The 26,222-nt window shown below is 74.0% G+C and carries 20 protein-coding genes; 12 read left to right on the forward strand and 8 right to left on the reverse strand.

From position 1 onward, the window contains the following. The first annotated feature begins 2 nt into the window (after window positions 1–2). Together ACFTZA_RS05865 and ACFTZA_RS05870 are read left to right on the forward strand one after the other, a co-directional pair. Complete coding sequence (locus ACFTZA_RS05865; RefSeq protein ID WP_378191773.1) at window positions 3–590, forward strand: GNAT family N-acetyltransferase; 588 nt, start codon at window positions 3–5, stop codon at window positions 588–590. A 163-nt stretch (window positions 591–753) separates the two neighbouring features. Then, window positions 754–5,346 (forward strand): metallophosphoesterase, encoded by a 4,593-nt coding sequence (locus ACFTZA_RS05870; protein WP_378191775.1) that lies wholly within the window; start codon window positions 754–756, stop codon window positions 5,344–5,346. Between the two features lie 76 nt (window positions 5,347–5,422). Here the strand turns inward: ACFTZA_RS05870 and ACFTZA_RS05875 are convergent, their stop codons facing one another. Both ACFTZA_RS05875 and ACFTZA_RS05880 read right to left on the reverse strand, forming a co-directional pair. Then, window positions 5,423–5,848, reverse strand: coding sequence for a hypothetical protein (locus tag ACFTZA_RS05875; RefSeq protein ID WP_378191777.1), 426 nt, complete (start codon window positions 5,846–5,848; stop codon window positions 5,423–5,425). A 194-nt stretch (window positions 5,849–6,042) separates the two neighbouring features. Further along, the gene (locus ACFTZA_RS05880; RefSeq protein ID WP_378191779.1) at window positions 6,043–6,978 is read right to left on the reverse strand and encodes an ion channel; all 936 of its coding nucleotides are present in this window, start codon (window positions 6,976–6,978) and stop codon (window positions 6,043–6,045) included. Between the two features lie 104 nt (window positions 6,979–7,082). Here ACFTZA_RS05880 and ACFTZA_RS05885 point away from each other — a divergent pair, with 104 nt between their 5' ends. The 3 genes from ACFTZA_RS05885 (at window position 7,083) to hrpA (ending at window position 13,475) form a co-directional block, all read left to right on the forward strand. Continuing rightward, window positions 7,083–7,733, forward strand: a complete 651-nt coding sequence (locus tag ACFTZA_RS05885) for a hypothetical protein (RefSeq protein WP_378191781.1) — start codon at window positions 7,083–7,085, stop codon at window positions 7,731–7,733. A 61-nt stretch (window positions 7,734–7,794) separates the two neighbouring features. After that, complete coding sequence (locus tag ACFTZA_RS05890) at window positions 7,795–8,538, forward strand: MerR family transcriptional regulator (protein WP_378191783.1); 744 nt, start codon at window positions 7,795–7,797, stop codon at window positions 8,536–8,538. A 185-nt stretch (window positions 8,539–8,723) separates the two neighbouring features. Continuing rightward, on the forward strand, window positions 8,724–13,475 hold the full coding sequence (hrpA, locus tag ACFTZA_RS05895; RefSeq protein ID WP_378191785.1) for an ATP-dependent RNA helicase HrpA: 4,752 nt from the start codon (window positions 8,724–8,726) through the stop codon (window positions 13,473–13,475). A gap of 18 nt (window positions 13,476–13,493) precedes the next feature. On the opposite strand, the gene ACFTZA_RS05900 is transcribed toward hrpA, so the two are convergent. Further along, window positions 13,494–14,021 carry a 2'-5' RNA ligase family protein gene (locus ACFTZA_RS05900; protein ID WP_378191787.1) on the reverse strand — a complete coding sequence of 176 codons (528 nt, stop codon included), beginning with the start codon at window positions 14,019–14,021 and terminating at the stop codon, window positions 13,494–13,496. 138 nt (window positions 14,022–14,159) lie between these two features. On the opposite strand from ACFTZA_RS05900, the gene ACFTZA_RS05905 reads away from it, so the two are divergent. Beyond that, window positions 14,160–15,368: a beta-ketoacyl-[acyl-carrier-protein] synthase family protein gene (locus ACFTZA_RS05905; protein ID WP_378191789.1), complete on the forward strand. Its 1,209-nt coding sequence runs from the start codon at window positions 14,160–14,162 to the stop codon at window positions 15,366–15,368. Between the two features lie 35 nt (window positions 15,369–15,403). Here ACFTZA_RS05905 and ACFTZA_RS05910 read toward each other — a convergent pair whose 3' ends face one another. Further along, entirely contained in the window at window positions 15,404–16,774 is a 1,371-nt protein-coding gene (locus ACFTZA_RS05910) for an APC family permease (protein WP_378191791.1), read from the reverse strand. Window positions 16,775–16,902: 128 nt separating this feature from the next. On the opposite strand from ACFTZA_RS05910, the gene ACFTZA_RS05915 reads away from it, so the two are divergent. Next, window positions 16,903–17,112, forward strand: coding sequence for a PspC domain-containing protein (locus ACFTZA_RS05915; RefSeq protein ID WP_378191793.1), 210 nt, complete (start codon window positions 16,903–16,905; stop codon window positions 17,110–17,112). 57 nt (window positions 17,113–17,169) lie between these two features. Here the strand turns inward: ACFTZA_RS05915 and ACFTZA_RS05920 are convergent, their stop codons facing one another. Then, window positions 17,170–20,139 carry an esterase-like activity of phytase family protein gene (locus tag ACFTZA_RS05920; RefSeq protein WP_378191795.1) on the reverse strand — a complete coding sequence of 990 codons (2,970 nt, stop codon included), beginning with the start codon at window positions 20,137–20,139 and terminating at the stop codon, window positions 17,170–17,172. 300 nt (window positions 20,140–20,439) lie between these two features. Next, a complete protein-coding gene (locus tag ACFTZA_RS05925; protein ID WP_378191797.1) occupies window positions 20,440–21,132 on the reverse strand; it encodes a hypothetical protein in 693 nt (230 codons plus the stop codon). A 52-nt stretch (window positions 21,133–21,184) separates the two neighbouring features. Here ACFTZA_RS05925 and ACFTZA_RS05930 point away from each other — a divergent pair, with 52 nt between their 5' ends. Beyond that, complete coding sequence (locus tag ACFTZA_RS05930) at window positions 21,185–21,820, forward strand: maleylpyruvate isomerase N-terminal domain-containing protein (protein WP_378191799.1); 636 nt, start codon at window positions 21,185–21,187, stop codon at window positions 21,818–21,820. A gap of 9 nt (window positions 21,821–21,829) precedes the next feature. Here ACFTZA_RS05930 and ACFTZA_RS05935 read toward each other — a convergent pair whose 3' ends face one another. After that, complete coding sequence (locus ACFTZA_RS05935; RefSeq protein ID WP_378191801.1) at window positions 21,830–22,681, reverse strand: ABC transporter permease; 852 nt, start codon at window positions 22,679–22,681, stop codon at window positions 21,830–21,832. Next, entirely contained in the window at window positions 22,678–23,631 is a 954-nt protein-coding gene (locus ACFTZA_RS05940) for an ATP-binding cassette domain-containing protein (RefSeq protein ID WP_378191803.1), read from the reverse strand. The genes ACFTZA_RS05935 and ACFTZA_RS05940 overlap by 4 nt, the downstream gene beginning before the upstream one ends. Before the next feature lie 107 nt (window positions 23,632–23,738). Between ACFTZA_RS05940 and ACFTZA_RS05945 the strand changes: the two genes are divergently transcribed. From ACFTZA_RS05945 to ACFTZA_RS05960, 4 genes are all read left to right on the forward strand, one after another. Then, window positions 23,739–24,611: a TetR/AcrR family transcriptional regulator gene (locus ACFTZA_RS05945; protein WP_378191805.1), complete on the forward strand. Its 873-nt coding sequence runs from the start codon at window positions 23,739–23,741 to the stop codon at window positions 24,609–24,611. 76 nt (window positions 24,612–24,687) lie between these two features. Next, window positions 24,688–25,155: a hypothetical protein gene (locus ACFTZA_RS05950; protein WP_378191807.1), complete on the forward strand. Its 468-nt coding sequence runs from the start codon at window positions 24,688–24,690 to the stop codon at window positions 25,153–25,155. Then, on the forward strand, window positions 25,152–25,484 hold the full coding sequence (locus ACFTZA_RS05955) for a winged helix-turn-helix domain-containing protein (protein ID WP_378191809.1): 333 nt from the start codon (window positions 25,152–25,154) through the stop codon (window positions 25,482–25,484). The genes ACFTZA_RS05950 and ACFTZA_RS05955 overlap by 4 nt, the downstream gene beginning before the upstream one ends. A gap of 88 nt (window positions 25,485–25,572) precedes the next feature. Further along, window positions 25,573–26,220: a DNA-3-methyladenine glycosylase I gene (locus ACFTZA_RS05960; RefSeq protein WP_378191811.1), complete on the forward strand. Its 648-nt coding sequence runs from the start codon at window positions 25,573–25,575 to the stop codon at window positions 26,218–26,220. The last annotated feature ends 2 nt before the right edge of the window (window positions 26,221–26,222 follow it).

Genomic DNA, 26,222 nt, shown 5'->3' on the forward strand with positions numbered 1-26,222 from the left:
ACGTGGGCACGGACCAGAGTCGCGGACGGACGGTGGAGGTGCGCTCCGCCGTCGGGCGGTTCGCCGACTTCGCGACCGTGGTGGGCCCGAAGAGCCCCGGCGTGCAGGGCTGCTGGTGCATGTCCTACCGGGACAGCCGCGTCGCGAACGACGACCGCCCCGCGTACATGGCCGGCCTGTGCGAGACCGACCCCGGGCCGGGTGTGCTGGCCTACGTCGACGGCGAGGTCGCGGGCTGGTGCTCGGTCGCGCCGCGCAGCACGTACCGACGGCTGATGAACTCACGCACCATCCCGTTCGTCGACGAGCTCGACGCGTGGAGCGCGGTGTGCTTCGTCGTGCGGGCCGGGTACCGCGGCCGCGGTCTCATGCACGACCTGCTCGCGGGCGCCGTCGAGCACGCGGCCGCGCACGGCGCACCGGCGGTCGAGGGCTACCCGGTGGACAGCCGAGGCGAGCGGGTCGACGTCATCTCCGGCTACGTCGGCTCCGTGCCGCTGTTCGAGGAGGCCGGGTTCGTCCGCGCCGCCCCGACGACCGGTGTCAGCGGCGGTGTGCCACGAGTCGTCATGCGCAAGGCCCTGCGCTGAGCCTGCGACGAGCGCCGGGACACCGACGGGAGAGGCGCACCTCCGGCGTCGGCGTCCCGGGCTCGACCGCCGCACGTCGTCGCAGGTTCACCGGCGGGAACGGATCCGTTCACGTCGTTCCGGCACCGTGCGGAGGACGTCCCCAAGGAAGGGTCCTCTTCGCATGCCCCTGTCACGACATGCCTTCATCAGACACATCGCGGGCCTCACCGCAGCCGTCGTCGCCGGCGGATCGGTCGCGGCCGTCCCGGCTGCGGCAGCAGCGGCCACCGACACGGCCCCGAGCTGGCCGCTGGTGGTCACCGAGATCGCTCCCGACAACGACGGGCACGACGACTTCGAGTACTTCGAGGTCACGAACACGACCGACGAGCCCGTCGACGTCGCCGACCACGTCTTCACCTACATCTACACGAACGCCGGGACGTCGAGCAGCGACAAGGTGCTCGCGCTCGCCGAGGAGACGGCGACGATCCCCGCGCACAGCAGCGCGGTGCTCTGGCTGCAGTACACCTCGTCCACCGTCGACAGCTTCGCGCGCTCCGACGACGAGTTCCGGGCCGCCGTCGGCGCCGACCCCGACGTCCTGCTGTTCCACGCGACCGGGCAGCCCGGCATGGCCAACAGTGCGACGCGCGGCATCCGCGTCGACGACCCGGCAGGGCGCACCCTGAGCTGGTCGGTCTACGAGCGCACCGCCACCGCACCGGGCGCCTCGACCCACTTCGCCCTCCCCGGCGACGGGTCGCCGGCCCTGGTGGAGCACTCCACCGGCCCGTACACGCCCGGGTCCGTCGACGCGGCACAGCTCGCGCCGGTCGAGCCGGAGCCCGAGCCGACGCCGGACCCCGAGCCCGAGCCCGAGCCCGAGCCCGAGCCCGAGCCCGAGCCCGAGCCGACCCTCGACGCGCCGGTCCTGCAGGTGACCGAGGTGGCGCCGGACACGGCGAACGTCGGTGGGGCCGACGGATACGAGTTCGTCGAGGTCTACAACGCCTCCGACGCGCCCGTGCCGTTCTCGGAGCACACGGTGAACTACCTCTACCTCGACGCGGACCACAACGTCACCAGCAGCACGCTGTGGCCCGCGACGCCGGCCGACCCGGTGATCCAGCCCGGACGGACGCTGGTGCTGTGGGTCAAGAACGGCGCGAACGACCACCTCGCGGCCGCCGACTTCAACGCCCACTTCGGCAGCAGCCTGACCGCGGGCGTCGACCTCGTCGAGATCTTCTCCGGCGGCATGGCCAACGGCGGTCTGCGTGGCCTGCAGGTCGAGACCAACACCGGGCACGCCGTCTCGCGCGCCGACTACATGAACAACGACCAGACCCTCCCCGACCAGCCGATCCAGTACCGCTGGGACGAGGGCACGAGCCAGACGCTCGTCGGGCCCGGCGCGCCGACGCCCGGCGAGGTCTCGCCCGACCAGGTGCCCGCCGGGCTCGTCGTCACGCCGCAGGACGACGAGGAGCCGGTGGTCACCGACCTCACGGGCAGCGACGACGCCCCGGAGACGGACGGGCTGGCCCTGCTGGTCGAGGCGACGGACGACCGCCTGGTCAGCACCGTCGAGCTCACGCTGACCTCGGACGTCGGCGCGCCGGTCACCCGGCTGCTGCGCGCCGAGGCCGCCGACCGGTACTCCTACGCCGTCCCCGCGGTGGACCTGTACGGCAAGTCCTGGGTCGAGTACACCGTCCGGGCGTCCGACGGGCAGAACACGACCACGCTCGGCCCGGTCCGGCTCGAGCTGGACGACACCGGTGACGCACCGGTGCGGCTCAACGTCGCCGACGGGCAGTACGTCGGTGGTGAGACGCGGGTCGCGGCGACGACCACCGGCGACCCCGCGGACCTCAGCCTGTCGATCGACGGGGCCGAGGTCGGCGACCTCACCCCGGCGCTCGAGGCCCCCGCCCTCTTCGCGTTCGAGGCGACGAGCACGGACGCCTTCTTCCGCAACGGCGTCCGGCTGGGCGACGACGTGCTGACGATCTTCGACGAGGGCTTCTACTCCCGCGTCGAGACGGTCACCAGCGAGGTGCCGGTGGAGCGCGTCGTGGCCGGGGAGAGCCTGACCCTGGGCATCTACGCCGGGACCAAGGCGTGGCCCGAGCCGGACCCGGACGAGAACAACGACGACTTCGCGGCCATGAACCTGCGGCTCGCCCTGCCCGACGGGCGCGTGCTGCGCCCCGAGGTGTGCGCCGGTGCGGGCGAGGGCCAGGAGGAGACGGTCCGGGAGTGCCCGGACCCCACCACGCGGATCGGCTTCAACGACGCGAACCAGGTCTACTTCACCGCGACGTTCACCGTGCCGCAGGACGCCTTCGACTCGCTCGCGCACACGTGGGACACCTCCGCGGTGGACGACGGCGAGCACACCGTGTCCGCGACGAGCGGCGACGGGGCGGGGAGCGGGTCCGTGACGCGCACCGTGGTCGTGGACAACACGGCCCCCGAGCTCACGACGGACCTCGTCGACGGCGAGACGTACCGCGGGACGGTCACGATCGACGCGCAGGCGTCGGACGCGGGGTCCGGCGTCGACACCGTCACGGCGACGCTCGACGGCGAGCCGGTCGAGCTGCCGTACACGACGTCGTCGCTCGAGCTCGCCGCCGGTGAGCACGTCGTCGTCCTCGCGGCGACGGACGACCTGGGCAACGCCGCGGAGCGCACGGTCACGTTCACCACCCCGGACGAGGTCCCCGGCGTCGAGCTCGGCGCGCCGGCCGACGGCGCGTCCGTGGAGGCGGGCGACGTCACGCTGTCCGCGACCCCGGACTCCGCGACGGGTGACGACCTCGACGTGGAGTTCCGCGTCGGGCACTCCTTCGACGCCGCCGACCCGCAGGTCGAGGCGTTCGCGGGCACCACGACGGACGCCGCGTCGACCGCCCGCGACGAGCGCACGGCGCTCAGCGCCGAGGAGGTCGAGCGGATCACCGGCACGGACGGCCTGTCCTCGGAGGTCTCCTCCGACACCGCGCTGCCCTACCAGCTCTTCACGGTGGACGTCCCGGAGGGTGCCGTCGCCGACGGCGAGGCGCGCATCGCCTGGTCGGGCTCCGCGAACACCGACGCCAAGGTGCTGCTGTCCGTGCTCGACGTGGCCGACGGCACGTGGACCGAGGTGGACCGCCACGTCACGACCGACGGCGCGCCGACCGAGTTCGAGCTCGGCGGCACGGTGCCGCTGGACGGGCACGTCCAGGGCGGCGAGGTCACGGTGCTCGTGCAGCACTCCGAGGGCTTCGCCGGGACGCCGCGCTCGGAGCGGGCGGACGTGGCGACGCCGTACCACCCCGACGCCACGCCCCGGTCGGAGTACGACTTCACGATCGCCTGGGAGTCGGACACGCAGTACTACAACGACAACCAGGGGATGCCGACGGACGGCTCGGGCGACGAGTGGTACTCGCACCAGGAGGCCATCCACGACTTCGTCCTCGAGGCCCGCGACGAGGTGAACCTGCAGTACCTCGTCCACACCGGTGACATCGTCGACGACTGGGACCAGGAGCACCAGTGGCTCAACGCGGACCCGTCGTACCGGAAGCTCGACGACGCGGGGCTCCCGTACGGCGTGCTGGCGGGCAACCACGACGTCGGCGGTGCGCTGGCCGACTACTCGCAGTACTCCGCGTACTTCGGGGCCGACCGCTTCTCCGGCAACCCCTGGTGGGGCGGTGACATCCAGGACAACCGCGGTCACTACGACCTCGTCAGCGTCCAGGGTGTCGACCTCCTCCTGCTGTACATGGGGTGGGCGCCCGGCGACGAGCAGATCGCGTGGATGAACGAGGTCATCGCGAAGTACCCGGAGCGCAAGGTCTGGATCAACCTGCACGAGTACATGCTCACCACGGGCGGGCTCGGGCCGGTCCCCCAGCGCATCCTCGACGAGGTCGTCGCGCCGAACCCGAACGTCGTCCTCGTCAGCTCGGGCCACTACCACGACGCCTACACCCGGACCGACGACTTCGACGACGACGGCGACGGGGTGGCGGACCGCACCGTCTACTCCATGCTGTTCGACTACCAGGGGCTGCCCGAGGGCGGGCTCGGGTACCTGCGCCTGCTGCACTTCGACAACGAGGGCGGCGCGGACGGCACGGGCCGGATCGTCGTGCGCACGTACTCGCCGTCGCTGGACGTCTTCGACTCCGACAACGCCGCGCTCAACGACCCGCCGGGGATGCAGGACTTCGAGATCCCCTACGCCGCGCTCGGGATCGAGCCGACGACGAAGCGCCTCGCGACCGACGGACTGACCGTCGACGTGCTCACCGGCGAGACCGTCGACACGGTCTCCGGCGTGCCCAGCGGGACCTCCGTGTCGGGCACGTGGGCCGACGTCGAGCCGGGCGAGCACGGGTGGTACGTCGTGGTGACCGGCCCGCACGGCGGGACCGTCACGTCCCCCGTGCGCACGTTCACCGCGGGCGAGCCGACCGGACCGTCCCTGCTCACGGACGTCACGGCGGAGCCGCGCTGCCTCGCGGGGCGGGTGTTCCTCGCGGTCCGCGTGACGAACGCCGACGACGCCCCGCTCGGCGTGCGGTTCGACTCGGCCTTCGGCGCGAAGGACTTCGCCGCCGTCGCACCGGGCAGGTCCGCGTACACGTCGTTCTCGACCAGGTCCGGCACGGTCGAGGACGGTGAGGTGACGATCACCGCCTCCGCGACGGACGGCTCCGGCCCCGAGGAGGCCGTCACGGTGCCGTTCGAGGGCGTCGCCTGCGGCTGACCCTCGACCGCGACCGGTCCGCACCACCGTCGTGACCCGTCCGCCCGTCCGGGCGGGCGGGTCACGCCGTGTCCCGCTACCGCAGCACCTGCCAGGGGCCGCTGGGGTCGCCCGGCTCCTGGCCGCGGATCCACCACTGCGCGACGTAGAGCACGTCGTCGTGGACGGCGACGTCGCCGGGCTCGAAGATCCGGCTGCGGGTCCAGACCGCGGTGCCGCCGGCCGTCGTCGCGATCTCCTGCCACGGGCAGTGGGCCGACGCACCGGGCGGTCGCCCCAGCGAGCGCCACGCCGCCTCGAACACCGCCCCGCCGGACGTGACGCGGTCTCCCGCGACGTAGACGGTCGTGCCGTCCCACGCGCGGTGCCCGTGGTCCGCCGCCGCAGCCGCCGGGAGCTGCTCGGATCCCGTCGCGCGGTCGACGACGACGCAGTGCTCGTCGGGCGGCGGCGGCTCAGCGGCCGTGCTGCGCCCGTCCCCGCCGACCACGTCTTGGAGCACCGGTGCTCCGTCCAGGTACATCGTCGCCCTGCCCCCCACGTCGTCGTCGACCGCGCCGTGCGCACGGCGGTCGGGGACTCACCCGCGCCCATGGTCGCGCCGCGACCTGACCACTGGGCGAACACGTCCTGACGCCGGTTCGAACACCCGCCGTCGGTCGCGCGACGTCCTGGGGTGCGACGTCGCCCACGCCCTCAGGCGCGGCCGCGCCCGGGCCGTCGCGGGGACCCGTCGGGCGTCGTCCCGTGGTCCTGGTCGGCGGCGTAGGCGGCGAAGACCGCGGTCGTCGAACCGCCGGTGCGCAGGTACGCGTCGTCGAGGAGCGTGGCGAACCGGTCGAGCGTCCACCGCAGCGACGCGCCGGCTCGCCGGACGTCGGGGTCGTCGGAGCGCAGCGCGCCGTCCGCGAGCGCCACCGCCGTCCCGACCGCCGTGGGCAGCGCCTCGTCGGTGACGGAGTCGCGGAAGTAGTACGTCTCCCCGTACTGCCGCATCTGGACGTGCACGGCGGAGAACTCCTGCACCAGGTCCTCGAGCGTCGAGACAGGCACTCCTACGCCGTGCCCTGCGGTGTCGTCGGACGCGCGGCCGGTGGCGGCGAGCGCGGTAAGACGTCGTGCCAGCGCCCGGCGTCGTGTGAGCGCGGGCGACACCTGCAGCACCCACGACATCGACGCGCTGAGCAGGGCGAACCCGACGAGCGCCTGCACGGCCGTCCAGAGCCGGGTCCAGGGCTCCGTCGGGACGACGTCGCCGATGCCGAGGGTGGAGAGGCCGACCAGTGACAGGTAGATCGAGCTGACGACGCGCTCCCACGTCGTCACGGGCGGCGGCCCGGTGGTGTCGTCGAACGCGCTCGGCATGTGCGGCAGGAAGATCAGGCCCCAGCCCAGCACGACGGCCGTGACCCAGGTCAGCACCACCGCGGCGAGCACCGTCGGGCCTGCGAGGTCCATGAGCAGGCGACGCGTCCGCGAGCGCGCCGGGAGGCGGTGCACCGTGGCCCAGAGGCCGCGGCCCAGCAGTCCGCTGAGCCGCCCCTCGCCTGCCGGGTGCCACAGGGTGTGGAAGACGTCGCGCAGCACGAGGACGATCACGGCGATACCGAGCACGGTCAGGACGATGTCCATGGACCTCCTTCTGTTCCGGCTTTCGGAACACCGTAGGCGCGGTGCCGACGGCACGCTCTGCGCACTGTTGACCCTGTGGTGACCACACGCCCTGTAGTGGGGTCATGGACTCACACAGCACCTCCGGCGGCAGCGGGTTCGCGCGCGTCGTCCGCACGCCCGTCGCCCTGATCCGGGCGAACCGGCGCCCGTACCTCCTGCTGAACTCCCTGGCCTACGGGCTCCTGACGCTCGGGCTCGTGCTCGGGGCCGCCTTTCCCGGGCTGAACGCCGCCCTCACCGGTGGCATGGAGGAGAGCGGCACCACGGACCTGGTGGTCTCGCTGCTCGCGACGCCGTGGCTGTTCGCGCTGACGATCACCGCGGTCAACCTCGGCCGGATCGCGCTGGCGTCGATCGTTCTGCCGTCGCTGGTCGTGCCGTTCGCGGGCATCCCCGTGTTCTGCTACTTCGCCGTGGAGACCGGCATCACCCTCGCGCCGGTCGACCACGCGACGACGATGACGCTCATCCCGCACTCCGTCACGATGGTCGTCGAGTTCCAGGCCTACGTGCTGCTCCTGCTCGGTGCCTACATCCTGGGACGGTCGTGGATCCGTCCGTCGTCGGTCGGGGCGGTCACCCGAGGCCGGGGCTATCTCCGCGGGCTCCAGCGGCTCGGCTGGCTGGCGCTCCCGGCCCTGGCGCTGTTCGTCGTCGGGGCGATCTACGAGGCGCTGTCGCTGACCTACCTGCTGCCGCTGCTCTTCACCTGACCGAGCAGTCCCACAGCCGCCGCCCAGGCGACGCCCCGAGCGCAAGGAACGGAGGAGCACCATGGCCTGGAGCACCCGGCAGCTCGCCGAGATCGCCGGCACCACGGTCAACACCGTCCGGCACTACCACCAGGTCGGGCTCCTCGCCGAGCCCGAGCGGGCCGCGAACGGGTACAAGCAGTACGGGGTCCCCCACCTGGTTCGGCTCCTGCGGATCCGGCGTCTGGCCGGCCTGGGCGTCGGTCTGAGCCAGATCGCCGCGCTCGACGCCGACGGGACCGACCTGTTCGACGAGATCGAGAAGATCGACCGCAACCTCCGGGTCACCATCGAGCAGCTGGAGCGCGCGCGAGCCGAGATCGCGCTCGTCCTCGCCCATCGCGCCCCGGTCGACGTGCCCGGGGGATTCGCGGAGCTCTCCCCGCACCTGTCGGACACGCAGCGCTCCCTCCTGGCCATCTACGCGACCGTGTTCGACGAGCGCACCGTCGACGCGCTCCGGCAGGTGCTGCTGCGCCGCGAACCGACCGACGTCGAGCTCGAACGCCTCCCCGCGGACGCCGACGAGCACCAGGTCGACGACCTCGCGCAGCGCATGGTCCCGGTGGTCCGGCGCCTCGACGCCGAGTTTCCCGAGCTCTCCGACCCGTTGCAGCGCTCCCCGCTCGGCCCCGCGTCGGCCGGGGCGACGCTGGCGCACGCCCTCGCCGAGCTGTACAACCCGGCACAGCGGCAGGTGCTGCAGCGCCTGGACGCACTCCTCGGGCACGAGAGCGGCTCTCCGCGGACTCCCGCCCCGGGCTGACGGCGGTCGGCTCGCGCGTTCACGGTCGGCGGAGCCGCACGGTGATTTCCGTTTGCGACTCCTTGAGAGAATGGGTGGTCGTGAGTGCAGAGCCCCAGCCGTCCCGGTCCGACGAGCGCCCGTCCCGCCGCCGCCGCGGCAACCGGCGCGGTCGGGGCGAGCGGACGACGTCAGGCACCCGGCAGGTGACGCGCGCCCAGCTGGCGCGTGCCGCCGAGGCTCGCGCGACCGTGACCGTCCCTCCCATCACCTACCCCGAGCAGCTTCCCGTCTCGGCGCGGCGCGAGGACATCGCCGCCGCGATCCGCGACCACCAGGTCGTCGTCGTCGCGGGCGAGACCGGCTCGGGCAAGACGACGCAGCTGCCGAAGATCCTGCTCGACCTCGGGCGCGGTCGCGCGGGCCAGATCGGGCACACGCAGCCCCGCCGCATCGCGGCGCGCACCGTGGCCGAGCGCATCGCCGAAGAGCTCGGGACGGATCTGGGAGGCGTGGTCGGCTACCAGGTGCGGTTCACCGACACCTCCAGCGAGGACACGCTCGTCAAGGTCATGACCGACGGCATCCTGCTGGCCCAGATCCAGCGCGACCCGCAGCTCCTCGCGTACGACACCATCGTCATCGACGAGGCGCACGAGCGGTCGCTGAACATCGACTTCCTGCTCGGCTACCTCGCGCGGCTCCTGCCGCAGCGCCCGGACCTCAAGCTCGTCATCACGTCCGCGACGATCGACTCCGAACGCTTCGCCGCCCACTTCTCCCCCGCGCACCTCGCCGAGCTCGGCGGCGCCCCCGACTACGTGGTCGAGGCCCTGCCCGACGCCGCCCCCGTCGTCGAGGTCTCCGGCCGCACCTACCCGGTCGAGATCCGCTACCGCCCGCTGTCTCCCGACGTCGACCCCGAGTCGGGCAAGACCGTCGGGAAGGCGAAGACCGAGGATAAGGACCTCGTCACGGGCATCGTCGACGCGTGCGACGAGCTCATGTGGGAGGGGCCTGGCGACATCCTCGTGTTCCTCTCCGGGGAGCGCGAGATCCACGACGCCGCCGACGCGCTCGAGGGCCACCTCAAGGACCGCGTGCGCGACCCGAAGCACCCGCAGCGCGTCGAGATCCTGCCGCTGTACGCACGCCTGTCCTCGGCCGAGCAGCACCGCGTCTTCCAGCCGCACGGCTCCCGGCGCATCGTCCTCGCGACGAACGTCGCCGAGACGTCGCTGACCGTCCCGGGGATCCACTACGTCGTCGACCCCGGCACCGCCCGCATCTCGCGCTACTCCAAGGCGACGAAGGTCCAGCGCCTGCCTATCGAGCCCGTCTCGCAGGCCAGCGCGAACCAGCGCTCCGGCCGCTCGGGGCGCGTCGCCGACGGCATCGCGATCCGCCTCTACTCCCAGGCCGACTTCGCGTCCCGCCCCGAGTTCACCGAGCCGGAGATCCTGCGCACCTCGCTCGCGTCGGTGCTCCTGCAGATGATCTCGGTCGGCGTCGTCGACACCCCCGACGACGTCGCGCGCTTCCCGTTCGTCGAGCCCCCGGACACCCGCGCCGTCCGCGACGGCGTCCAGCTCCTCACCGAGCTCGGCGCCCTCTCGACGTCCGACGGCGCCACCCGCCTCACCGAGGTCGGCCGCGTCCTCGCGCAGCTCCCCATGGACCCGCGCCTGGCCCGCATGATCTTCGAGGGCTCCCGCCTCGGCGTCGCGCGCGAGGTCGCCATCATCGCCGCGGTCATGTCCATCCAGGACCCTCGCGAGCGCCCTGCCGAGCAGCGCCCGCAGGCCGACCAGCAGCACGCGCGCTTCACCGACCCGCACTCCGATTTCCTCACCTACCTCAACATCTGGGAGTACGTGCGCGAGCAGCAGCACGCCCTCTCCTCCTCGGCCTTCCGCCGCCTCTGCAAGGCCGAGTACCTCAACTTCCTGCGCATCCGCGAGTGGCAGGACGTCGTCGCCCAGCTCCGCGAGATGTCCAAGCCCCTCGGCATCGACATGTCGTACCGCCCGCGGTCGGATCGTTCGGGTGGCTCCGGTACGGCGGGGACAGGGCCGTCGGCGCTCGGTCTACCATCCGCGCCGCTCAATCCTCGCGACGCTCCCGCCAACCCCGCCACGACCTTCGCCACCGACGGCCCTGTCCCCACCTCCGTGTCCGGCTCGCCCGGGCAACCCGACGGACGAGCGGACGGTGCGACGTCGGATGCGAAGGGCGTAGAAGCCGCGCGCGGCCAAGGACGACCGAACGTCAGAGGCGACGGCGCGGCCAGCCCGAGCACCGGCGGCGCACCGGCCGCGGACCCGAGCACGGCGTACAAGCGAGCATGGGACGGCGAAACCATCCACAGGGCGCTGCTCGCCGGGCTGCTGTCGCAGATCGGGATGCAGGACACGGGTGACGTGAAGGCGTCGTCGGTCGCGCACCTGAAGGGCGAGGCGCGCGCGAAGGCACTGCGCCGGGCGCAGAAGCAGGCCCGCAACGAGTACACGGGCGCGCGCGGGGCGCGGTTCGCGATCTTCCCCGGGTCGCCGCTCAGCAAGAAGCCGCCGGCGTGGATCATGGCCGGCGAGCTCGTGGAGACCAGCAGGCTGTGGGCGCGGGACGTCGCGCGCATCCAGCCGGAGTGGGCGGAGGAGCTCGCCGGCGACCTGGCGCGACGCACGTACTCCGACCCGCACTGGTCCACGAAGCAGGGCGCGGCGATCGCGCGCGAGAAGGTGCTGCTGTACGGCGTGCCGATCGTCGCGGACCGCAAGGTGCTCTACGCGAAGGTGGACCCGGAGGCGGCGCGCGAGATGTTCGTGCGGCACGCGCTCGTGCAGGGCGAGTGGACGACGCACCACCGGTTCTTCCACGACAACCGCAAGCTCCTGGAGGAGGCGGAGGAGCTCGAGGCACGGTCGCGGCAGCGCGGCCTCGTCGTGGACGACGACGTGCTCTTCGCCTTCTACGACGAGCGCGTCCCCGACGACGTGGTGTCCGCGGCGCACTTCGACCGCTGGTGGAAGACGGCGCGGCGCCGCGACCCCGACCTGCTCACGTTCACCCTCGAGCAGCTCGTGCCCGACGCCGACCAGGTCGACACGTCGCAGTTCCCCGAGTCGTGGCCGCAGGGCGACCTGACCCTCCCGCTGACGTACCAGTTCCAGCCCGGCACGGAGGCGGACGGCGTCACCGTCCACGTCCCGATCTCCGTTCTCAACCGCGTCACGCCTGACGGGTTCGACTGGATGGTCCCGGGCCTGCTCGACGAGCTCGCGACCGCGACGATCCGCTCCCTGCCGAAGCCGGTCCGCGTCCAGCTCGTGCCCGCCCCCGACGTGGCGCGCGACGTCGTCGCCTGGCTGCGCGAGCACACGCCCGCCTGGGAGGACATGGCCCGCGCCGGCGACATGGCCGAGCCCTTCCACGTCGCGTTCACCCGCGCCGTCCGCGCCCTGCGCGACGTGATCATCCCCGACGACGCGTGGGGCCCCGAGCAGGAGTCGCGTCTCCCTGCGCACCTGCGCATGACCTTCCGCGTGGTCGACCCCCGGCGCAACGGCGAGGTCGTCCTCGACGAGTCGAAGGACCTCCTGGCCCTGCAGCGCCGCCTCGCCGCCCAGAACCAGGCGGCGGTCCGCGCGGCCGTGAAGGGCGCGGTGGGTGCGGCTCTGCGTGAGGCGTCGGTGGCTGGGGCGGCGGCGGAGGGGGCGTCGGCGCTCGGGCTACCATCCGCACCGCTCGTCCCTCGCGGTGCTCCCGCCAGGCCCGCCACGCCCTTCGCCACCGACGCCCCCTCCCCCGCCTCCGCGTCCGGCTCGCCGTCCGGCGGTCGGCACGGCGGGCCCGACGGCGCCGGGTCGCATCCGGCTGCCGGCTCACCACGGCGACGCGACGGACGAGCGGGCGGTGCGGCGTCGGATGCGAAGGGCGTAGAAGCCGCGCGCGGCCACGGACGGCCGAACGCACGAGGTGACGGCGCGGCCAGCCCGAGCACCGACGGCGCACCGACCGCGCTGGTGAGCGAACAGACCCGGCTGACTACGTGGCCGGACCTGCCCGGCGGGGCGATTCCGGAGACGGTGTCGACGGACGTCGGGGCCGGGGTGGTCGTGCGGGGGTACCCGGCGCTGGTGGAGGAGCCGGATGCCAAGGGTCGGCCGACCGTGGCGCTGCGGGTGCTGGCCGACGCCGGGGCGCAGGGTCGGGATCACGCGCGGGGCGTGCGGCGGCTGCTGCTGGGCGAGACGGCGCTGCAGACGGCGCGGATCACGAGCCGGTGGACGGGGACGCAGGCGCTGACGCTCGCCGCGAGCCCGTACCGCAGCACCGAGGCGCTGGTGGCGGACGTGCAGCTCGCGGCGGTGATCGCGCTGACGAGCGGCGGGAGCGGTCCGTACGGGCCGCAGCCGGACGCGGCGGCGGTGCGTGACACGGCGGCGTACGACGCGGCGAGGACGTTCGTGCGGCGACACCTGGAGGACAAGGTGCACTCCGTCGTCGGGCACGTGGTGGCCGCGCTCACGGCGGCGCGCACGCTCGACGGCGAGATCCGTGCGTCGAACAGCCTGGCGCTGCTCAACACGCTGACGGACGTGCGCGACCACGCGGCGACGCTGGTGCACGACGGGTTCGTGTCCGCGACGCCGCCCTCGCGCCTGCCGCACCTGACGCGGTACCTGCGCGCGGCGTCGTACCGGCTGGAGAAGGCGCAGGGGAACCCGAACCGGGACGCCGAGCTGGCGTGGCGCGTGCACGACGTCGAGGAGGCGTACGGCCGGGCACGGGCGGCGTACGCGGCGGGGGCCGACGACCCGGCGCGGGCGCGCGAGCTGGCCGAGGTGCGGTGGCTGCTCGAGGAGCTGCGGGTGTCGCTGTTCGCGCAGCAGCTGGGCACCGACGGCCCGGTGAGCGAGAAGCGGATCCGCAAGATCCTCGCGCCCGGCGGCTGGTGAGACGAGCTCGGCACTCGCTCAGCCCTCCCAGAGCACGCCGCGCTCGTCGTCGAACACGCGCAGCCGCGCGAGCCGCAGGGGGCGGCGCGCCAGCTCGCCGAGCGCGGCGACGCCGGGGGCGAGTTGGTCGTCGCCGACCCGGCGCGCGAGGGAGACGTGCGGCGTCCAGCGGCCGGGCTCGGTGAGCTCGCCCGGGTCGTCGCGCACGAGGTGCTCGCGCAGCCACGCCTGGGCGGTGAGCAGGCCGACGTCGGGGACCACGTGCAGGGCGAGCGCGCGCCGTCGCCGACCGCCGAGGAGCACGAGGCCGTCGACGCGGGTGTCGAGACCGGTGAGCCGGGGGTCCGCCTCCCGGATCGCGGCCGCGAGACGGTCGACGGCGTCGTCGTGCAGCCTGCGGCACACGACGGCGGTCAGGTGCGGCCGGTTGGACGGCGACGTGTGCAGGGCCAGGCTCGCGAGGCCGGCGGACGTCATGAGGTCCCAGTAGTCCCGGACCCACGCCTCGCCGCGGGCGTCGAAGACCCACTCCACCGTCTGTGTCATCCCCCCACAGCATGGGCTACGGGCCCTTCGCCCACCGTTCGGAGGACCCTGGCGAAACCTGGACTTCACCCGGATGAGGCACAGTTGTGCCAGCAGGTCCCGTGCAGGGCGGGACCCGGGGCTCGCAGGGGGTGCCGGATGGATCGCGTCGTGGTGTCAGGGGTCGGCGCGGTGACGCCGATGGGCGTCACCGCAGGTTCGACGTGGAACGCGCTGGTCGAGGGCTCGAGCGGCATCCGGGCGATCAAGGACGAGTGGGCGCTCGACCTGCCCGTGCGCATCGCGGGCCGCGTGGACGATGCGTTCGCGGACGCGCTGCCCGTGCGCGAGGTCCGCCGCACCGACCGCGCGGAGCAGCTCGCCCTCGTCGCGGGGCGCGAGGCGTGGGCGGACGCGGGCAGCCCGGACGCGGACCCGGAGCGCGTCGCGGTCGTCATCGGGTCGGCCAACGGCGGCATCGCGACGACGCTCGAGCAGAACCGCGTCCTGGAGAGCCGCGGGCACCGGCGCGTCTCGCCGCACACCGTCACCATGCTCATGTCGAACGGCCCGGCCGCGTGGCTGTCGATCGACCTCGGCGCGAAGGCCGGCGCGCGGGCGCCCATCAGCGCGTGCGCGGCCGGCGCGGAGGCGATCGCGACGGGGCGCGAGATGATCCTCGCCGGGTCGGCGGACGTGGTGGTGTGCGGGGGCGTCGAGGCCGGGGTGCTGCCGTTCTCGCTCGCGGCGTTCGCGCAGGCGCGCGCCCTGTCGACGCGCAACGACGAGCCGGAGCGCGCGTCCCGGCCGTTCGACGTCGGCCGGGACGGCTTCGTCATGAGCGAGGGGTGCGCGCTCGTCGTGCTCGAGCGCGAGTCCCACGCGCGGGCGCGCGGCGCCCGCCTGCACGGCGCGGTCGCCGGGGCGGCCGTGACGTCGGACGCGTACGACATCGTCGGCGGGGACCCGCAGAACCAGGCGCGCACGATCGGTCTCGCCCTGCGCTCCGCCGGCCTCTCGCCCGACGACGTCGGGTTCGTCCACGCGCACGCCACGTCGACCCCGGCCGGGGACCTCGCGGAGGCGGCAGCGATCCGTGCCGCCCTGCCCTCACCGCCACCCGTGACGTCGACGAAGGGCGCGACGGGTCACCTGCTCGGCGCGGCCGGCTCTCTCGGCGTCCTCGCGGCGCTGGGCGCGCTCCGCGACGGTCGGGTCCCGCCGACGCTCAACGTCGACGAGCAGGACCCGGGGATCGACCTCGACGTCGTGCGCGGCCCGGCGCGCGCGACGAACGCCGACCACGCGCTCGTCAACGCGTTCGGGTTCGGCGGGCACAGCGCAGCGGTCGTCGTCTCGCGCGTCTGAGCGCGCCGGACCCGGGCCGACCCGTCGCGCGCGTCTCAGCGCTGCGCGTCGGTCGTGCTCGCGCCCGCCGCGCGGCCGCCTCGCGCGCCGCCCGTCCAGCGCATGACCCCGTAGAGCACCGCGCCGACGGCCAGCAGGATGCCGGCCCGCAGCCACGTGGCGGCGTCCTGCTGGCTCAGCAGCAGCACGCACGACGCCACGCCGAGGACGGGGACGACCGTCGCGACGCGGAAGTGCGGCTCCTCGACGGTCTCGCGGCGCAGCACCAGCACCGCGACGTTGACCGCCGCGAAGACGACGAGGAGCAGCAGGACGACGGTCTCGGCGAGGGCCGCGACGTCGCCCGTGAAGACCAGGCCCATCGCGACGAGCGTCGTGGCGACGATCGCGACCCACGGGGTCCGCCGGACCGGCAGCACCCGCCCCAGCACGGACGGCAGGATGCCCTGCTCCGCCATGCCGTACGTGAGGCGGCTCGCCATGATCATCGTCAGCAGGGCGCCGTTCGCGACGGCGATGAGCGCCACCAGCGAGAACACCCACTCCGGCACCGAGCCCTCCGCCTCGACGACCTCGAGCAGCGGGCCCGTCGAGTCCGCCAGCGTGCCCGGGTCCACGACGGCGACGGCCGCGATCCCGACCGCGACGTACACGACGCCCGCGGTGATCAGCGACCCGAAGAGCGCGCGCGGGTAGACGCGCCGCACGTCGCGCACCTCCTCGGCGAGGTTGGCCGACGTCTCGAACCCGACGAACGAGTAGTACGCGAGGATCGCGGCGCCGAGGACGGCGAGCGCCGGCGTCGTGCCCTCGGCGAACTGCGTGACGCGCGCCGGGTCGCCCTCGCCGCGCCCGAGGACCACGGCGGCGAGCACGACGATCAGCACCAGCCCGGTCAGCTCGATCGCCGTCATCGCGATGTTGGCCCGCAGCGACTCCTTGATGCCCCGTGCGTTGAGCGCCGCGACGGCGGCGAGGAACAGGACCGCCACGAGGCGGTCGGGCGCGTCGACGAACGTCGCGAAGTAGTCGCCCGCGAACGCGAGCGACAGGCCGGCCGCGCTCGTCACCCCCGCGGCGAGCATGGAGAACCCCACGAGGAACGACACGAGCGGGCTGCGGAAGGCGCGGTCAGCGAACACGGCGGCGCCGCCGGCGCGCGGGTACTTCGTCACCAGCTCCGCGTACGAGCCGGCGGTGAGCAGCGCGAGGCCCAGCGCGACGAGGAGCGGCAGCCAGACGGCACCGCCGACCTCCCCGGCCATCGCCCCGACTAGTGCGTACACACCGGCCCCGAGGACGTCGCCGAGGATGAACAGGTAGAGGAGTCGTCCGCCGACGGAGCGGGACAGCCGGGTGTCCGGGTCCGTCCCCTCATGCCCCACGGGTGCGTCTGTGCTGGTCACGCGCTCACGGTGGCACGGCTTCCTCCCGCTCGCGCGCGCACGGCACCCGCGAACCTCGGGTGAGGATCCGGGTCGGATCGGGGGACACCCCGATGTCGCGCGGGCGCAGGCGGTCGTAGCGTCGAGGCATGAGCCCTTCCGCAGCCGCCTCGTCGGCCTCCCTGTCCCGACCGCGCCACGGCCGCATGATCGCGGGCGTGTGCGCGGGCATCGCCCGCCGCTTCGGGTGGAGCACGACCGTCGTACGCGTCGTGACGGTCGCCTCGCTCCTCCTGCCCGGCCCGCAGATCCTCGCCTACCTGATCCTGTGGCTCCTCATGCCGAACGACCGCGACTGACCTCAGCGTCCGCGAGCCGGCCGGTTCCGTCCGCCCGGAAGGGACGGCGTGGCCGGGCTAGCCGGGGACGCCACGCAGGCGACGGCGGGCGACGACGATCCCGGTGCCGCCGGCGACGAGCACGAGCGCGAGCGCGACGACCGAGCCGATGCTCGCGCCGGTGGAGGCGAGGCCGCCCGGCGAGCGGTCGTCGTCGGTGTCGTCACCGGCCGCGGGTGCGGCGAGCACCTCGAGCTCGGTCCAGACGACGCGGCCGTCCACCTGGCCGACGAGCGCGAAGCGGTGCACGCCCGGCGCGACGTCGGCGGGCAGCGTCACCGTCGCGCTGACGACGCCCGAGGCGTCCGCCCGGAACATCCCCAGGTCGACGGGCGCGGAGAACAGCGTCGCCGACACCCACTCGCCCGGCGCGAAGCCGGGGGCGGTGAACGTGAACGACCCGCCGGGGCGCACGCTGTCCACGGAGAGCGTCACGCCGTCGCGACCCTCCTCGGTGAGGTCGTCGGCGTCGACCGTGTGCCGCACCGGCGACGGCGGCTCCTCGCCCGCGCCCGGCGTCTCGACGCCCGGCTGACCGGGACCACCCGGCTCACCCGGTCCACCCGGCTCGTCGGACCCGGCGAAGACGTCGTCCGCGGTGCCGAGGTCGAGCAGCACCGTCTCGCCCGTGGCGTCGTCGAGACCGTCGTTGTCGGTGACGGCCCAGACGGTGCCGTCCCCGCCGATCGTCAGGCCCTCGAGCTTCTCCTGCGTCCATCCGTTCGTGGCCCGTAGGTCGGGCAGGACGTCGTGCGCGAGGGACTTCTCCACGGGGACCGGCGTGGTCGAGGCGGCACCCACCGGCGTGGCCGGGACGTCCACCGCGTAGACGCGCTTGACCGCGGCCGCCGGACCGTTGAGCTTGTCGCGCTCGATGACGGCGAGCGTGTCGTCGTCGACGACGGCGACCTCGCTGAGGCCGATCCAGTCGCCGGCCGCCGTGGTGGTCTCGAGCGGGTAGGCGAACCAGTCCCACGTGCTGCTCGCGACGTCGTACCGGCCGAGCCGAGCCGTACCGGCCGTGCCGCCCTCGTCGGTCGTCAGGCCGCGCTGGAGCGCGACCCACACCTGCTCGCTCGGGCCGGAACCCTGCACGGCGACGCCCTCGAGACCCTGCTTGCCGAGGCCGGCCGCGACGTCCGCGGGCAGTGTGATCGTCTCCTGGACGGCGCCGTCCGCACCGACGCGCACGACGGCGTTCTCCGGGCCGGTCGCACCCTCGACCGCGAGCCAGAACCCGCCGTCCGCACGGACGGCGAGGCCCTCGACGTCCAGGCCGGCGGGCGCGCCGTCGGCGGTGAGCGTCACCGAGCCGTCGATCACGGCCGGCGAGCCGTCGCCGTGGGCGCTGACGTCGAGCGAGAGCAGCTGCGTCACGCCGTACGCCGCGTCGGTCGCCGTCCACAGGCGCTGCGGGTCCGTCGGGTCGGCGCTCAGCGCGCCGAGCGCGCCCCACCCGATCGGCGTGCCCGCCGCGGCGCCCTCCGCCACGTCCGCGGACACGATGCTCGGGAACTGCGGCGTGCCGGCGTCCGCCGCCCACTGCGCGCCGCGGCCGAACACGGTGACGGCGGAGCGGACGCCGGCCTCGGCGTCGTCCTCCTCGCTCGAGACGACGAGCAGGTCGCGCTCCGGCACGACGAGCAGGCCCTCGGGGCCGTTGGTCGTCGCGAGGACCTGGACGAAGCGGGGCTCCGCGGGCTGCGAGACGTCGTAGACCGCGACGAAGTTCGACCGCTCCGAACCGACGAACGCGTAACGCGTGCCGCCGAGCGTCGCGACGGTCAGGCCCTCCGGCTCCGCGCCCTTGTTCTCGGCGCGACCGTCGTCGTGCAGGCCCACGCGCGCGGCGAGGTGCTCCATCTCGGCGCCGGCCTCCCACACGACGTCGCCGGTCGTGACGTCGAAGACCGTCCAGCCGCGCGTGCCGCCCTTCCAGTCGCCCTCGTCGGCCGTCGCGACGTGCGTGGCGTCGATCCAGGCGATCGCGTCGGGCTCACGCGGGGCGTCCGTGACCGTGCCGGTCAGGTCGATGACGTCGTCCTCGACGGTGTCCACATCCGTCACCGTCGTCGTGCCGGCGGAGAACACGGTCTCGATCGCGCCCGACGCGACGTCCACGACGACGATGCCGTTGTTCTCCTGGAGCGTCACCACGGCCTTCGTCCCGGTCGGGTCGATCGCGACGTACTCCGGCTCCGGGTCCTCGGGCGTGTCGAGACCGGCGTCGACGAAGGCGGGCAGCGGTGCGCCGTCGGCGCCGACGAGCGGCACGGGGCGCGTCGACCACGCGGCCGGGTCGTCGCCCGGCAGGTCGAGGACCTGCAGGAAGCCCGCCGGAAGCTGCGGGAGGTCGCCCTCCTCGCCATTCGCGGGCGTGGCCTCCTCGTCGCGCTGGTTCTCCATCGCGACGACGGCGTGCGCGCCGTCGGGCGTCACGGCGACCGAGTCCGGCTGGCCGCCGAGGTCGAACGAGCGCACGCGCTCACGCGTCGCGAGGTCGACGACGTCGAGGCGCCCGCTCGGCGCGGTGAAGCTCGTCGAGGTGTCGACGACGACGAGGACGTACCCGCCCACGATCGCGACCGACGTCGGCTCGTCGTGCTGCGAGCCGAGCTCGGCGAGGCTCAGCGTGCCCAGCCCCTTCGGCGCCGTCGGGTCGGTGATGTCGAGGAAGCCGATCCGCTTCGCCGCCGCGTCGGTGTGCACGACGGTCCGGCCGTCCTCGCTCACCGCCGAGATCTCGGCGACCGTCTCGGTCGTCGGGTCCTCGCCCTCCGGGCGGTTCTCGAGCACGGGATAGGTCGCGAGACGGTGGAACGTCTCCTCCGGTGCCGGCACGGCCCAGGCGCCCGACGGCGCGGCCGCCGGGTGCGTCGCGGCCAGCGCGGGGAGCGCGCCCAGGCTGAGCGAGAGCGCCGCGCCGGTGGCGACGAGCGCGGCGATACGCGTGCGGCGGTCGCCGGCGCGCGAGGTCGTGAGGGGCATGGCTCTCCTTCGGCGGTGAAACGGGCCGAGCAGAGCGTCGTCGCACGGCGTGGCGCGGGGACGACCCGGACGGGACGTGCCGATGACGGCCGGGTGAACACTCCGTCGTGCAGGGTGTGGGGCTCTCGACCCACCATCCGCGTGACGGCGGCCGTGCGAGGGTTCACCGCGTCGTTGCTCGTCGACTTCCGGGCGCACGCCCCGCACCGGTCCGCCACGGACGTGGAGGCGCGCGCTCGTCGTCATCGGGCAGGACGCCGCGGCCGTGGACGAACGTGTCCGGTCGGACCCGTGGACGGCCTACGACTGATCGCGATCCCGATCGGACCGGCTCTCCCGCCGGGCGGCGGCATAGCCGGGCGCGCGCAGTCGGTCCTCCCACGCGTACGTGCCGAGCCGCCGGGGGGCGTCGCGCGTCGGGTCGAAGCGCAGGCCCGGGTCGTCGCCGTCGCGCGAGGCGCCCGCCGCCGGGCCGTGCAGCTCGAGCGCCCCGAACCGCCGCCACGGGCCGAGCGGCGTCGCCTCGAGGACCTCGAGCGTGACGACGCCGGTCACGCGCGTCACCATCGCGTCGGGACGCAGGGCGAGCACCACGGGGCCGTGCGGCGCGCGCAGCGGCATGATCGTCGAGAACCAGCCGCCGAGCAGCGTGCGCCGCGGCACGAGGGCGAACCGCGTGAGGCGCCCGTGGCCGGAGGACGAGAACAGCACGTCCTGCGGCGCGCCGTCCTCGGTCCACCGCACCGCGAGCCCGACGACGTCCGGCAGCCCGCGCGGCAGGCCCGCCGAGAGCGAGAGCCGCGCGAGCGCCTCCTTCCGCCCCTGCGGCACCGAGACCGCACCGGCCTCGTCCTCCGCGACGACGAGGGTCGCGTCGAGGAGGACACCGCGGGTGTGGAACGGGCGGCGGTGACGCAGTCGCGCGAGCGCACCCGTCGCCGCCGCGAGCGCCGCTCCCGCCGGCCGTGCGACCGCCGTCCCCAGTCCTGTCACGCGTGCCACCATCGCACCCCGCCGGGCACCCCGCACGGCTACCCTGTCGCCCGTGAACCGTGCCGACTTCCTCACGACCGCACGCGACGCCCTCGACCTCGCGGCACGACCGGAGGTGGCCGCCGCCTGGTCCGCGGAGAGCGCGTGCGCGGGGATGACGGTCGGCGGGCTCGCGCACCACCTGCTCAAGCAGCTCGCGAACACCCGGCTCGTCCTCGAGGCGCCACCGGCGGACGCCGCAGAGGTCGTCGACGCGCACGGTCACTACGCACGTTCGGCGTGGGTCGAGGCGGCTCCCGACGACGCCGTGAACGTCGGCGTGCGCGAGACCAGCGACGACGCCGCCGGGCAGGGGCCGGACGCCGTCCTCGCGTGGGGCCGCGAGAGCTACGAGGTCCTGGAGTCGCTGATCGGCCGTCCCCGCACGCCCGACGTCGTCGCTCCCCCGTGGACGGCGTGGGCCATGCCGACCGACGACTTCCTCACGACGCGGCTCGTCGAGCTGACGGTCCACGGGGACGACCTGGCCGCGAGCGTCGGGCTGCCCACGCCGGACTACCCCGATGCCGTGGTCCGGGCCGTGCTCGACGTGCTCACGACCGTCGCGGTGCGTCGGCACGGCCAGACGGCGGTGCTGCGCGCCCTGAGCCGCCCGCAGCGCGCGCCCGGCCACGTCTCCGCGTTCTGACCGGCGGCGCTACCGCCGGCGCCGCCGCGCGAACACCCACGCCGCACCGGCGAGGAACACGACCACGATGCCCGCGCACCACGCGAGGGCGAGCGCCGCCGTCGACCCGAGGTCCGTGACCGGCTGCGCGTCGCTGCCGAGGCCGACGAGGAGGCCGCGGATCGTCTCGATGACGGGCGTGACGGGCTGGTGCTCGGCGAACCCGCGCAGCCACTCGGGCATGGTGCCGGGCGGCACGAACGCGCTGGACACGTACGGCAGGAACAGCATGAAGAAGCCGAACCCGCCGGCCGCGGCGGGCGAGCGCACGAGCACGCCGACGAACGTCGCGACGCACGTGATCGCGAGGATGTAGGCGACGATCACGCCGACGGCGCCGAGCCACTCGAGCGCGGTCGCGTCGGCCCGGAAGCCGATGAGGTGCGCGACGCCGAGCACGACCGCCGTCGTCACGAGGTTCTTCACGACGCTCGCGACGGTGTGGCCGACGAGCACGGTGGCGCTCGCGATCGGCATGGACCGGAAGCGGTCCATGATGCCGCCGGACATGTCCTGCTCGACCGCGATGGCGGTGTTCGACGCGCCGTACCCGGCGCAGAGCAGGATGATCCCGGGCGTCGCGTAGGTGATGTAGTTGGTGCCGACGGACATCGCGCCGCCGAAGACGTACACGAACAGCACCATGAGCATCACCGGCAGGACCAGGGCGAGGATGAGCTCGTCGGGCTCGCGGCGCACGAGCCGCAGCGACCGGCCGATCATCGTGCCGGCGTCGGCGAGCACGTGCCGCCCCGGCCGGGGCGCCGCGTCGGGGCGTCGCGTCCGCGTGCCCGACGGCGCGCGCAGGGTCTGGGCGGTCATGCTGCGGCCTCCTCGTCGGTCGTCCGGGCGGCGTGCCCGGTCAGGGTGAGGAACACGTCGTCGAGCGTCGGCTCGCGCACCTCCCAGCGCTCGGGCTCCACCCCGGACGCCGCGACTGCAGCGAGGACGTCGCGCACGTGCTCGACGGACCCGTCGGTGGGCACGCGCAGCGCGCGGCCGTCCGCCGTCGCGCCCACGAGGCGCACGCGCGCGACGTCGTCCGCGGAGGCGAACGTCAGCTCGACCGCGGCGTCGCCGACCCGGCGCTTGAGCTCGGCCGGCGCTCCTTCCGCGACGACGCGACCGTCGTCGACGAGGGCCACGCGGTCGGCGAGCTGGTCCGCCTCCTCGAGGTACTGGGTGGTGAGGAACAGGCTCGTGCCGTCGGCGACGACGCGGCGCACCACCTCCCACATCGTCTGCCGGCTGCGCGGGTCGAGGCCGGTCGTCGGCTCGTCGAGGAACATCAGGCGCGGCCGCGTGAGCAGGCCCGCGGCGAGGTCGAGGCGGCGGCGCATGCCGCCGGAGTAGGTGTCGACGCGGCGGTCGGCGGCGTCGACCAGGTCGAACGCGTGGAGCAGCTCGTCGACCCGACCGCCCACGGCACGACGCGGCAGGTGCGCGAGGTGCCCCATCATCGCGAGGTTCTCGCGCCCCGACTGCTTCTCGTCGACGGCGGCGTACTGGCCGGTGAGGCTGATGACCTCCCGCACGCGCGCGGCGTCGCGGACGACGTCGTGCCCCGCGACGGTGGCGGTGCCGCCGTCGGGACGCAGGAGCGTCGAGAGGATGCGGACGGTCGTCGTCTTGCCGGCGCCGTTCGGCCCGAGCAGGGCGAGGACCTCCCCCTCGGCGAGCGTGACGTCGACGCCGTCGAGGACGCGCACCGGCTTGCGCGAGCTGCCGTAGCTCTTGCGCAGGCCGGTCGCCTCGACCAGAGGTGGGGACATGATGCTCCTTCGAGTCGCGTAACCGCAAAACTGTTTATGTGAGTAACCGCGCTGTTTACGCTAGACACTGTTTCGACGGTGGTCAAGGCCCGCGAGAGGATGACGCCATGACGGACGAGGGAACGACGGCAGCCGGCCCGTCGACGGACGACGGCACCGGCGACGCGCACGTGCCCTCGACGCTCCAGCGGCTGTGGGGCCGCGGCGCGCCCCGGCGTCGCGGGCCGAAGCCCGCGCTGAGCGTCGACCAGGTGGTGCGCGCGGCGATCGACGTCGCCGACACCGAAGGGCTCGAGGCGGTGTCCATGGCCCGCGTCGCCGAGTCCCTCGGCTACTCGTCGATGGCCCTCTACCGGTACGTCGCGAGCAAGGACGAGCTGCTCGCGCTCATGGCGGACGCGGCGGCGGCAGACTTCGCCCTTCCCCCGTACCCCGAGGGCGACTGGCGGGCAGGCCTCGAGGCGTGGACGCGCGCGCAGGTCGACGGCATCCTCGCCCGGCCGTGGTTCATCGACCTCCCGCTGCCCACGGTCCGGCTCGGGCCGAACCGCGCCCGATGGATCGACGCAGCTTTCGAGATCCTCGGCGAGCTCGACCTGACGGCCGACGAGAAGCTGCAGATCATCGGGCTGCTCGCGCAGCACGTGCTCGGCGAGGGCCGGGTGCAGGTCGAGACGCGGCGCGCGGCGGCGGACGCCGTCCGCCGTGAGCAGGGGCTGCCCGAGAGCACCCCCGAGTCAGAGCTCGACCCGGGCGCGCTCGACCGGGCCAACCCGTTCTACGACTTCGAGACGGTGCTGCAGCACTTCGCGAGCCCCGAGACCTACCCCCACCTCTTCGCGGCGCTCGCCACGAGCCCGCCCCCGCCGGACGGCCCACGGCACGAGGACGGGTGGCAGGACGACTTCGGCGTCAGCCTCCAGATCGTGCTCGACGGCGTCGCCACGTTCGTCGAGCAGCGCCTGGCCTCCCGGCGCTGAGACGGACCGACAGGAAGAAGGTTGTCACACCGGCACACAGTTGCCACGGCGGAAAGTGTGTGCTGAGATGGCACACATGAACACCCACGGATCGCCCGACGCCCCCGACCCTCGTGCCCAGCTCGCCCGCGCCGCCGAGCTGACGACGCGTACCCGTGCCGCCGCGTGGCGGTGGGTGCGGGTCTACCTCGGCGGGTGGGCCGTCGCGAGCGCCGCCCTCGTCGCCGCGATCGGCCTCGGCGGGACGGCGGGCATGGTGGTCGCCCTCTCCGTGTGGGGCGCACTCGTCGCCATCGGGGTCACCTGGGCTCGCCGGCAGGGCTTCGCCGTGGCGGCGGCGGGCCGGCGCATCGGCATCGGCGCCGGGCTGTGGGCGGCGACGTACGGCGTGATCCTCGCCGTCGGGCTGACCGCCTTCGAGGGCGCCCCGGGCTACTGGGTGCCGGCCGCGGTGGTCAGCGCCGTCCCCCTGCTGGCCGCGGCCTGGTGGCCCTCCCGGACCGACGTCGCGTCGGCCACCGGCGTCCCGGACGACGCGCGATGACACCCGCGGCGAACCACCCGCGCCACGACCTCGACGAGCTCCTGCAGTCCCCCGTACGACTCTCCCTCGTCGCCGCGCTGGCCGGCGTCGAGAAGGCGGACTTCCGCGGCCTGCGGGACACGGTCGAGCTCAGCGACTCCGCCCTGTCCAAGCAGCTGTCCGCGCTCGAGGGCGCGGGCTACGTCTCCCTCGCGAAGGACCGCGTCGGGCGTCGGCCTCGGACGTGGGTGCACCTCACGGCCGCGGGCCGCACCGCACTGACCGCGCACCTCGCCGCGCTCCGGGCCATCGCCGCGGTGACGGTCGACGCGCCGGACGACGACGCCTGACCGTCCACAGTCCCGGTCGACGCCGGTCCGCTCCACAGGACTCGTCGGGTGGTGGTCGGGTGTCGGCCGCCCGGGGCAGAGTGACGCCATGACCACCGACGTCCCCGCCGAGCCCTCGACGCCGCTCGCCGCGCCCGACGACGCCCCGGCCGCTCCCCCGCCCGGAGCCCGCTGCTTCGGCGACGGCGATCCGCTGTACGAGGAGTACCACGACACCGAGTGGGCCCTGCCCGTCCACGGGGAGCAGGCCCTGTTCGAGCGGCTCGCCCTCGAGGGGTTCCAGTCCGGGCTCGCCTGGATCACGGTGCTGCGCAAGCGGCCGGCGTTCCGTGCGGCCTTCGCCGAGTTCGCCCCGGAGGTCGTCGCGCAGTTCGGGGACGACGACGTGGCCCGCCTCCTCGCGGACGCCGGCATCATCCGCAACCGGCAGAAGATCGAGGCGACGATCGGGAACGCCCGCGCGCTGCTCGCCCTGCACCAGCGCGGCCGCACGCTCGACGAGCTGTTCTGGTCCTTCGCCCCTCCCCCGCGCGACGAGCGCCCGCGGACGTGGACCGACGTGCCGTCGTGGACGAGCGAGTCGGTCGCGCTGTCGAAGGCGCTGAAGAAGGAGGGCTTCCGGTTCGTCGGACCGACGACCGCGTACGCGGCGATGCAGGCGTGCGGCGTCGTCGACGACCACCTCGCGACGTGCCCGGTCGTGACGGGCCACCACCGCACGGCGCCCACATCCTGAGA

Source organism: Cellulosimicrobium sp. NPDC057127 (assembly GCF_042670945.1).
GTDB lineage: Bacteria > Actinomycetota > Actinomycetes > Actinomycetales > Cellulomonadaceae > Cellulosimicrobium.

Bases quoted from the DNA above. Each gene is read 5' to 3' on its own strand.
- ACFTZA_RS05870 (WP_378191775.1), top strand. From the start codon at position 754: ATGCCCCTGTCACGACATGCCTTCATCAGACACATCGCGGGCCTCACC.
- ACFTZA_RS05880 (WP_378191779.1), bottom strand. From the start codon at position 6,978: ATGGACATCGTCCTGACCGTGCTCGGTATCGCCGTGATCGTCCTCGTG.
- ACFTZA_RS05885 (WP_378191781.1), top strand. From the start codon at position 7,083: ATGGACTCACACAGCACCTCCGGCGGCAGCGGGTTCGCGCGCGTCGTC.
- ACFTZA_RS05890 (WP_378191783.1), top strand. From the start codon at position 7,795: ATGGCCTGGAGCACCCGGCAGCTCGCCGAGATCGCCGGCACCACGGTC.
- ACFTZA_RS05900 (WP_378191787.1), bottom strand. From the start codon at position 14,021: ATGACACAGACGGTGGAGTGGGTCTTCGACGCCCGCGGCGAGGCGTGG.
- ACFTZA_RS05905 (WP_378191789.1), top strand. From the start codon at position 14,160: ATGGATCGCGTCGTGGTGTCAGGGGTCGGCGCGGTGACGCCGATGGGC.
- ACFTZA_RS05915 (WP_378191793.1), top strand. From the start codon at position 16,903: ATGAGCCCTTCCGCAGCCGCCTCGTCGGCCTCCCTGTCCCGACCGCGC.
- ACFTZA_RS05920 (WP_378191795.1), bottom strand. From the start codon at position 20,139: ATGCCCCTCACGACCTCGCGCGCCGGCGACCGCCGCACGCGTATCGCC.
- ACFTZA_RS05935 (WP_378191801.1), bottom strand. From the start codon at position 22,681: ATGACCGCCCAGACCCTGCGCGCGCCGTCGGGCACGCGGACGCGACGC.
- ACFTZA_RS05940 (WP_378191803.1), bottom strand. From the start codon at position 23,631: ATGTCCCCACCTCTGGTCGAGGCGACCGGCCTGCGCAAGAGCTACGGC.
- ACFTZA_RS05945 (WP_378191805.1), top strand. From the start codon at position 23,739: ATGACGGACGAGGGAACGACGGCAGCCGGCCCGTCGACGGACGACGGC.
- ACFTZA_RS05950 (WP_378191807.1), top strand. From the start codon at position 24,688: ATGAACACCCACGGATCGCCCGACGCCCCCGACCCTCGTGCCCAGCTC.
- ACFTZA_RS05955 (WP_378191809.1), top strand. From the start codon at position 25,152: ATGACACCCGCGGCGAACCACCCGCGCCACGACCTCGACGAGCTCCTG.
- ACFTZA_RS05960 (WP_378191811.1), top strand. From the start codon at position 25,573: ATGACCACCGACGTCCCCGCCGAGCCCTCGACGCCGCTCGCCGCGCCC.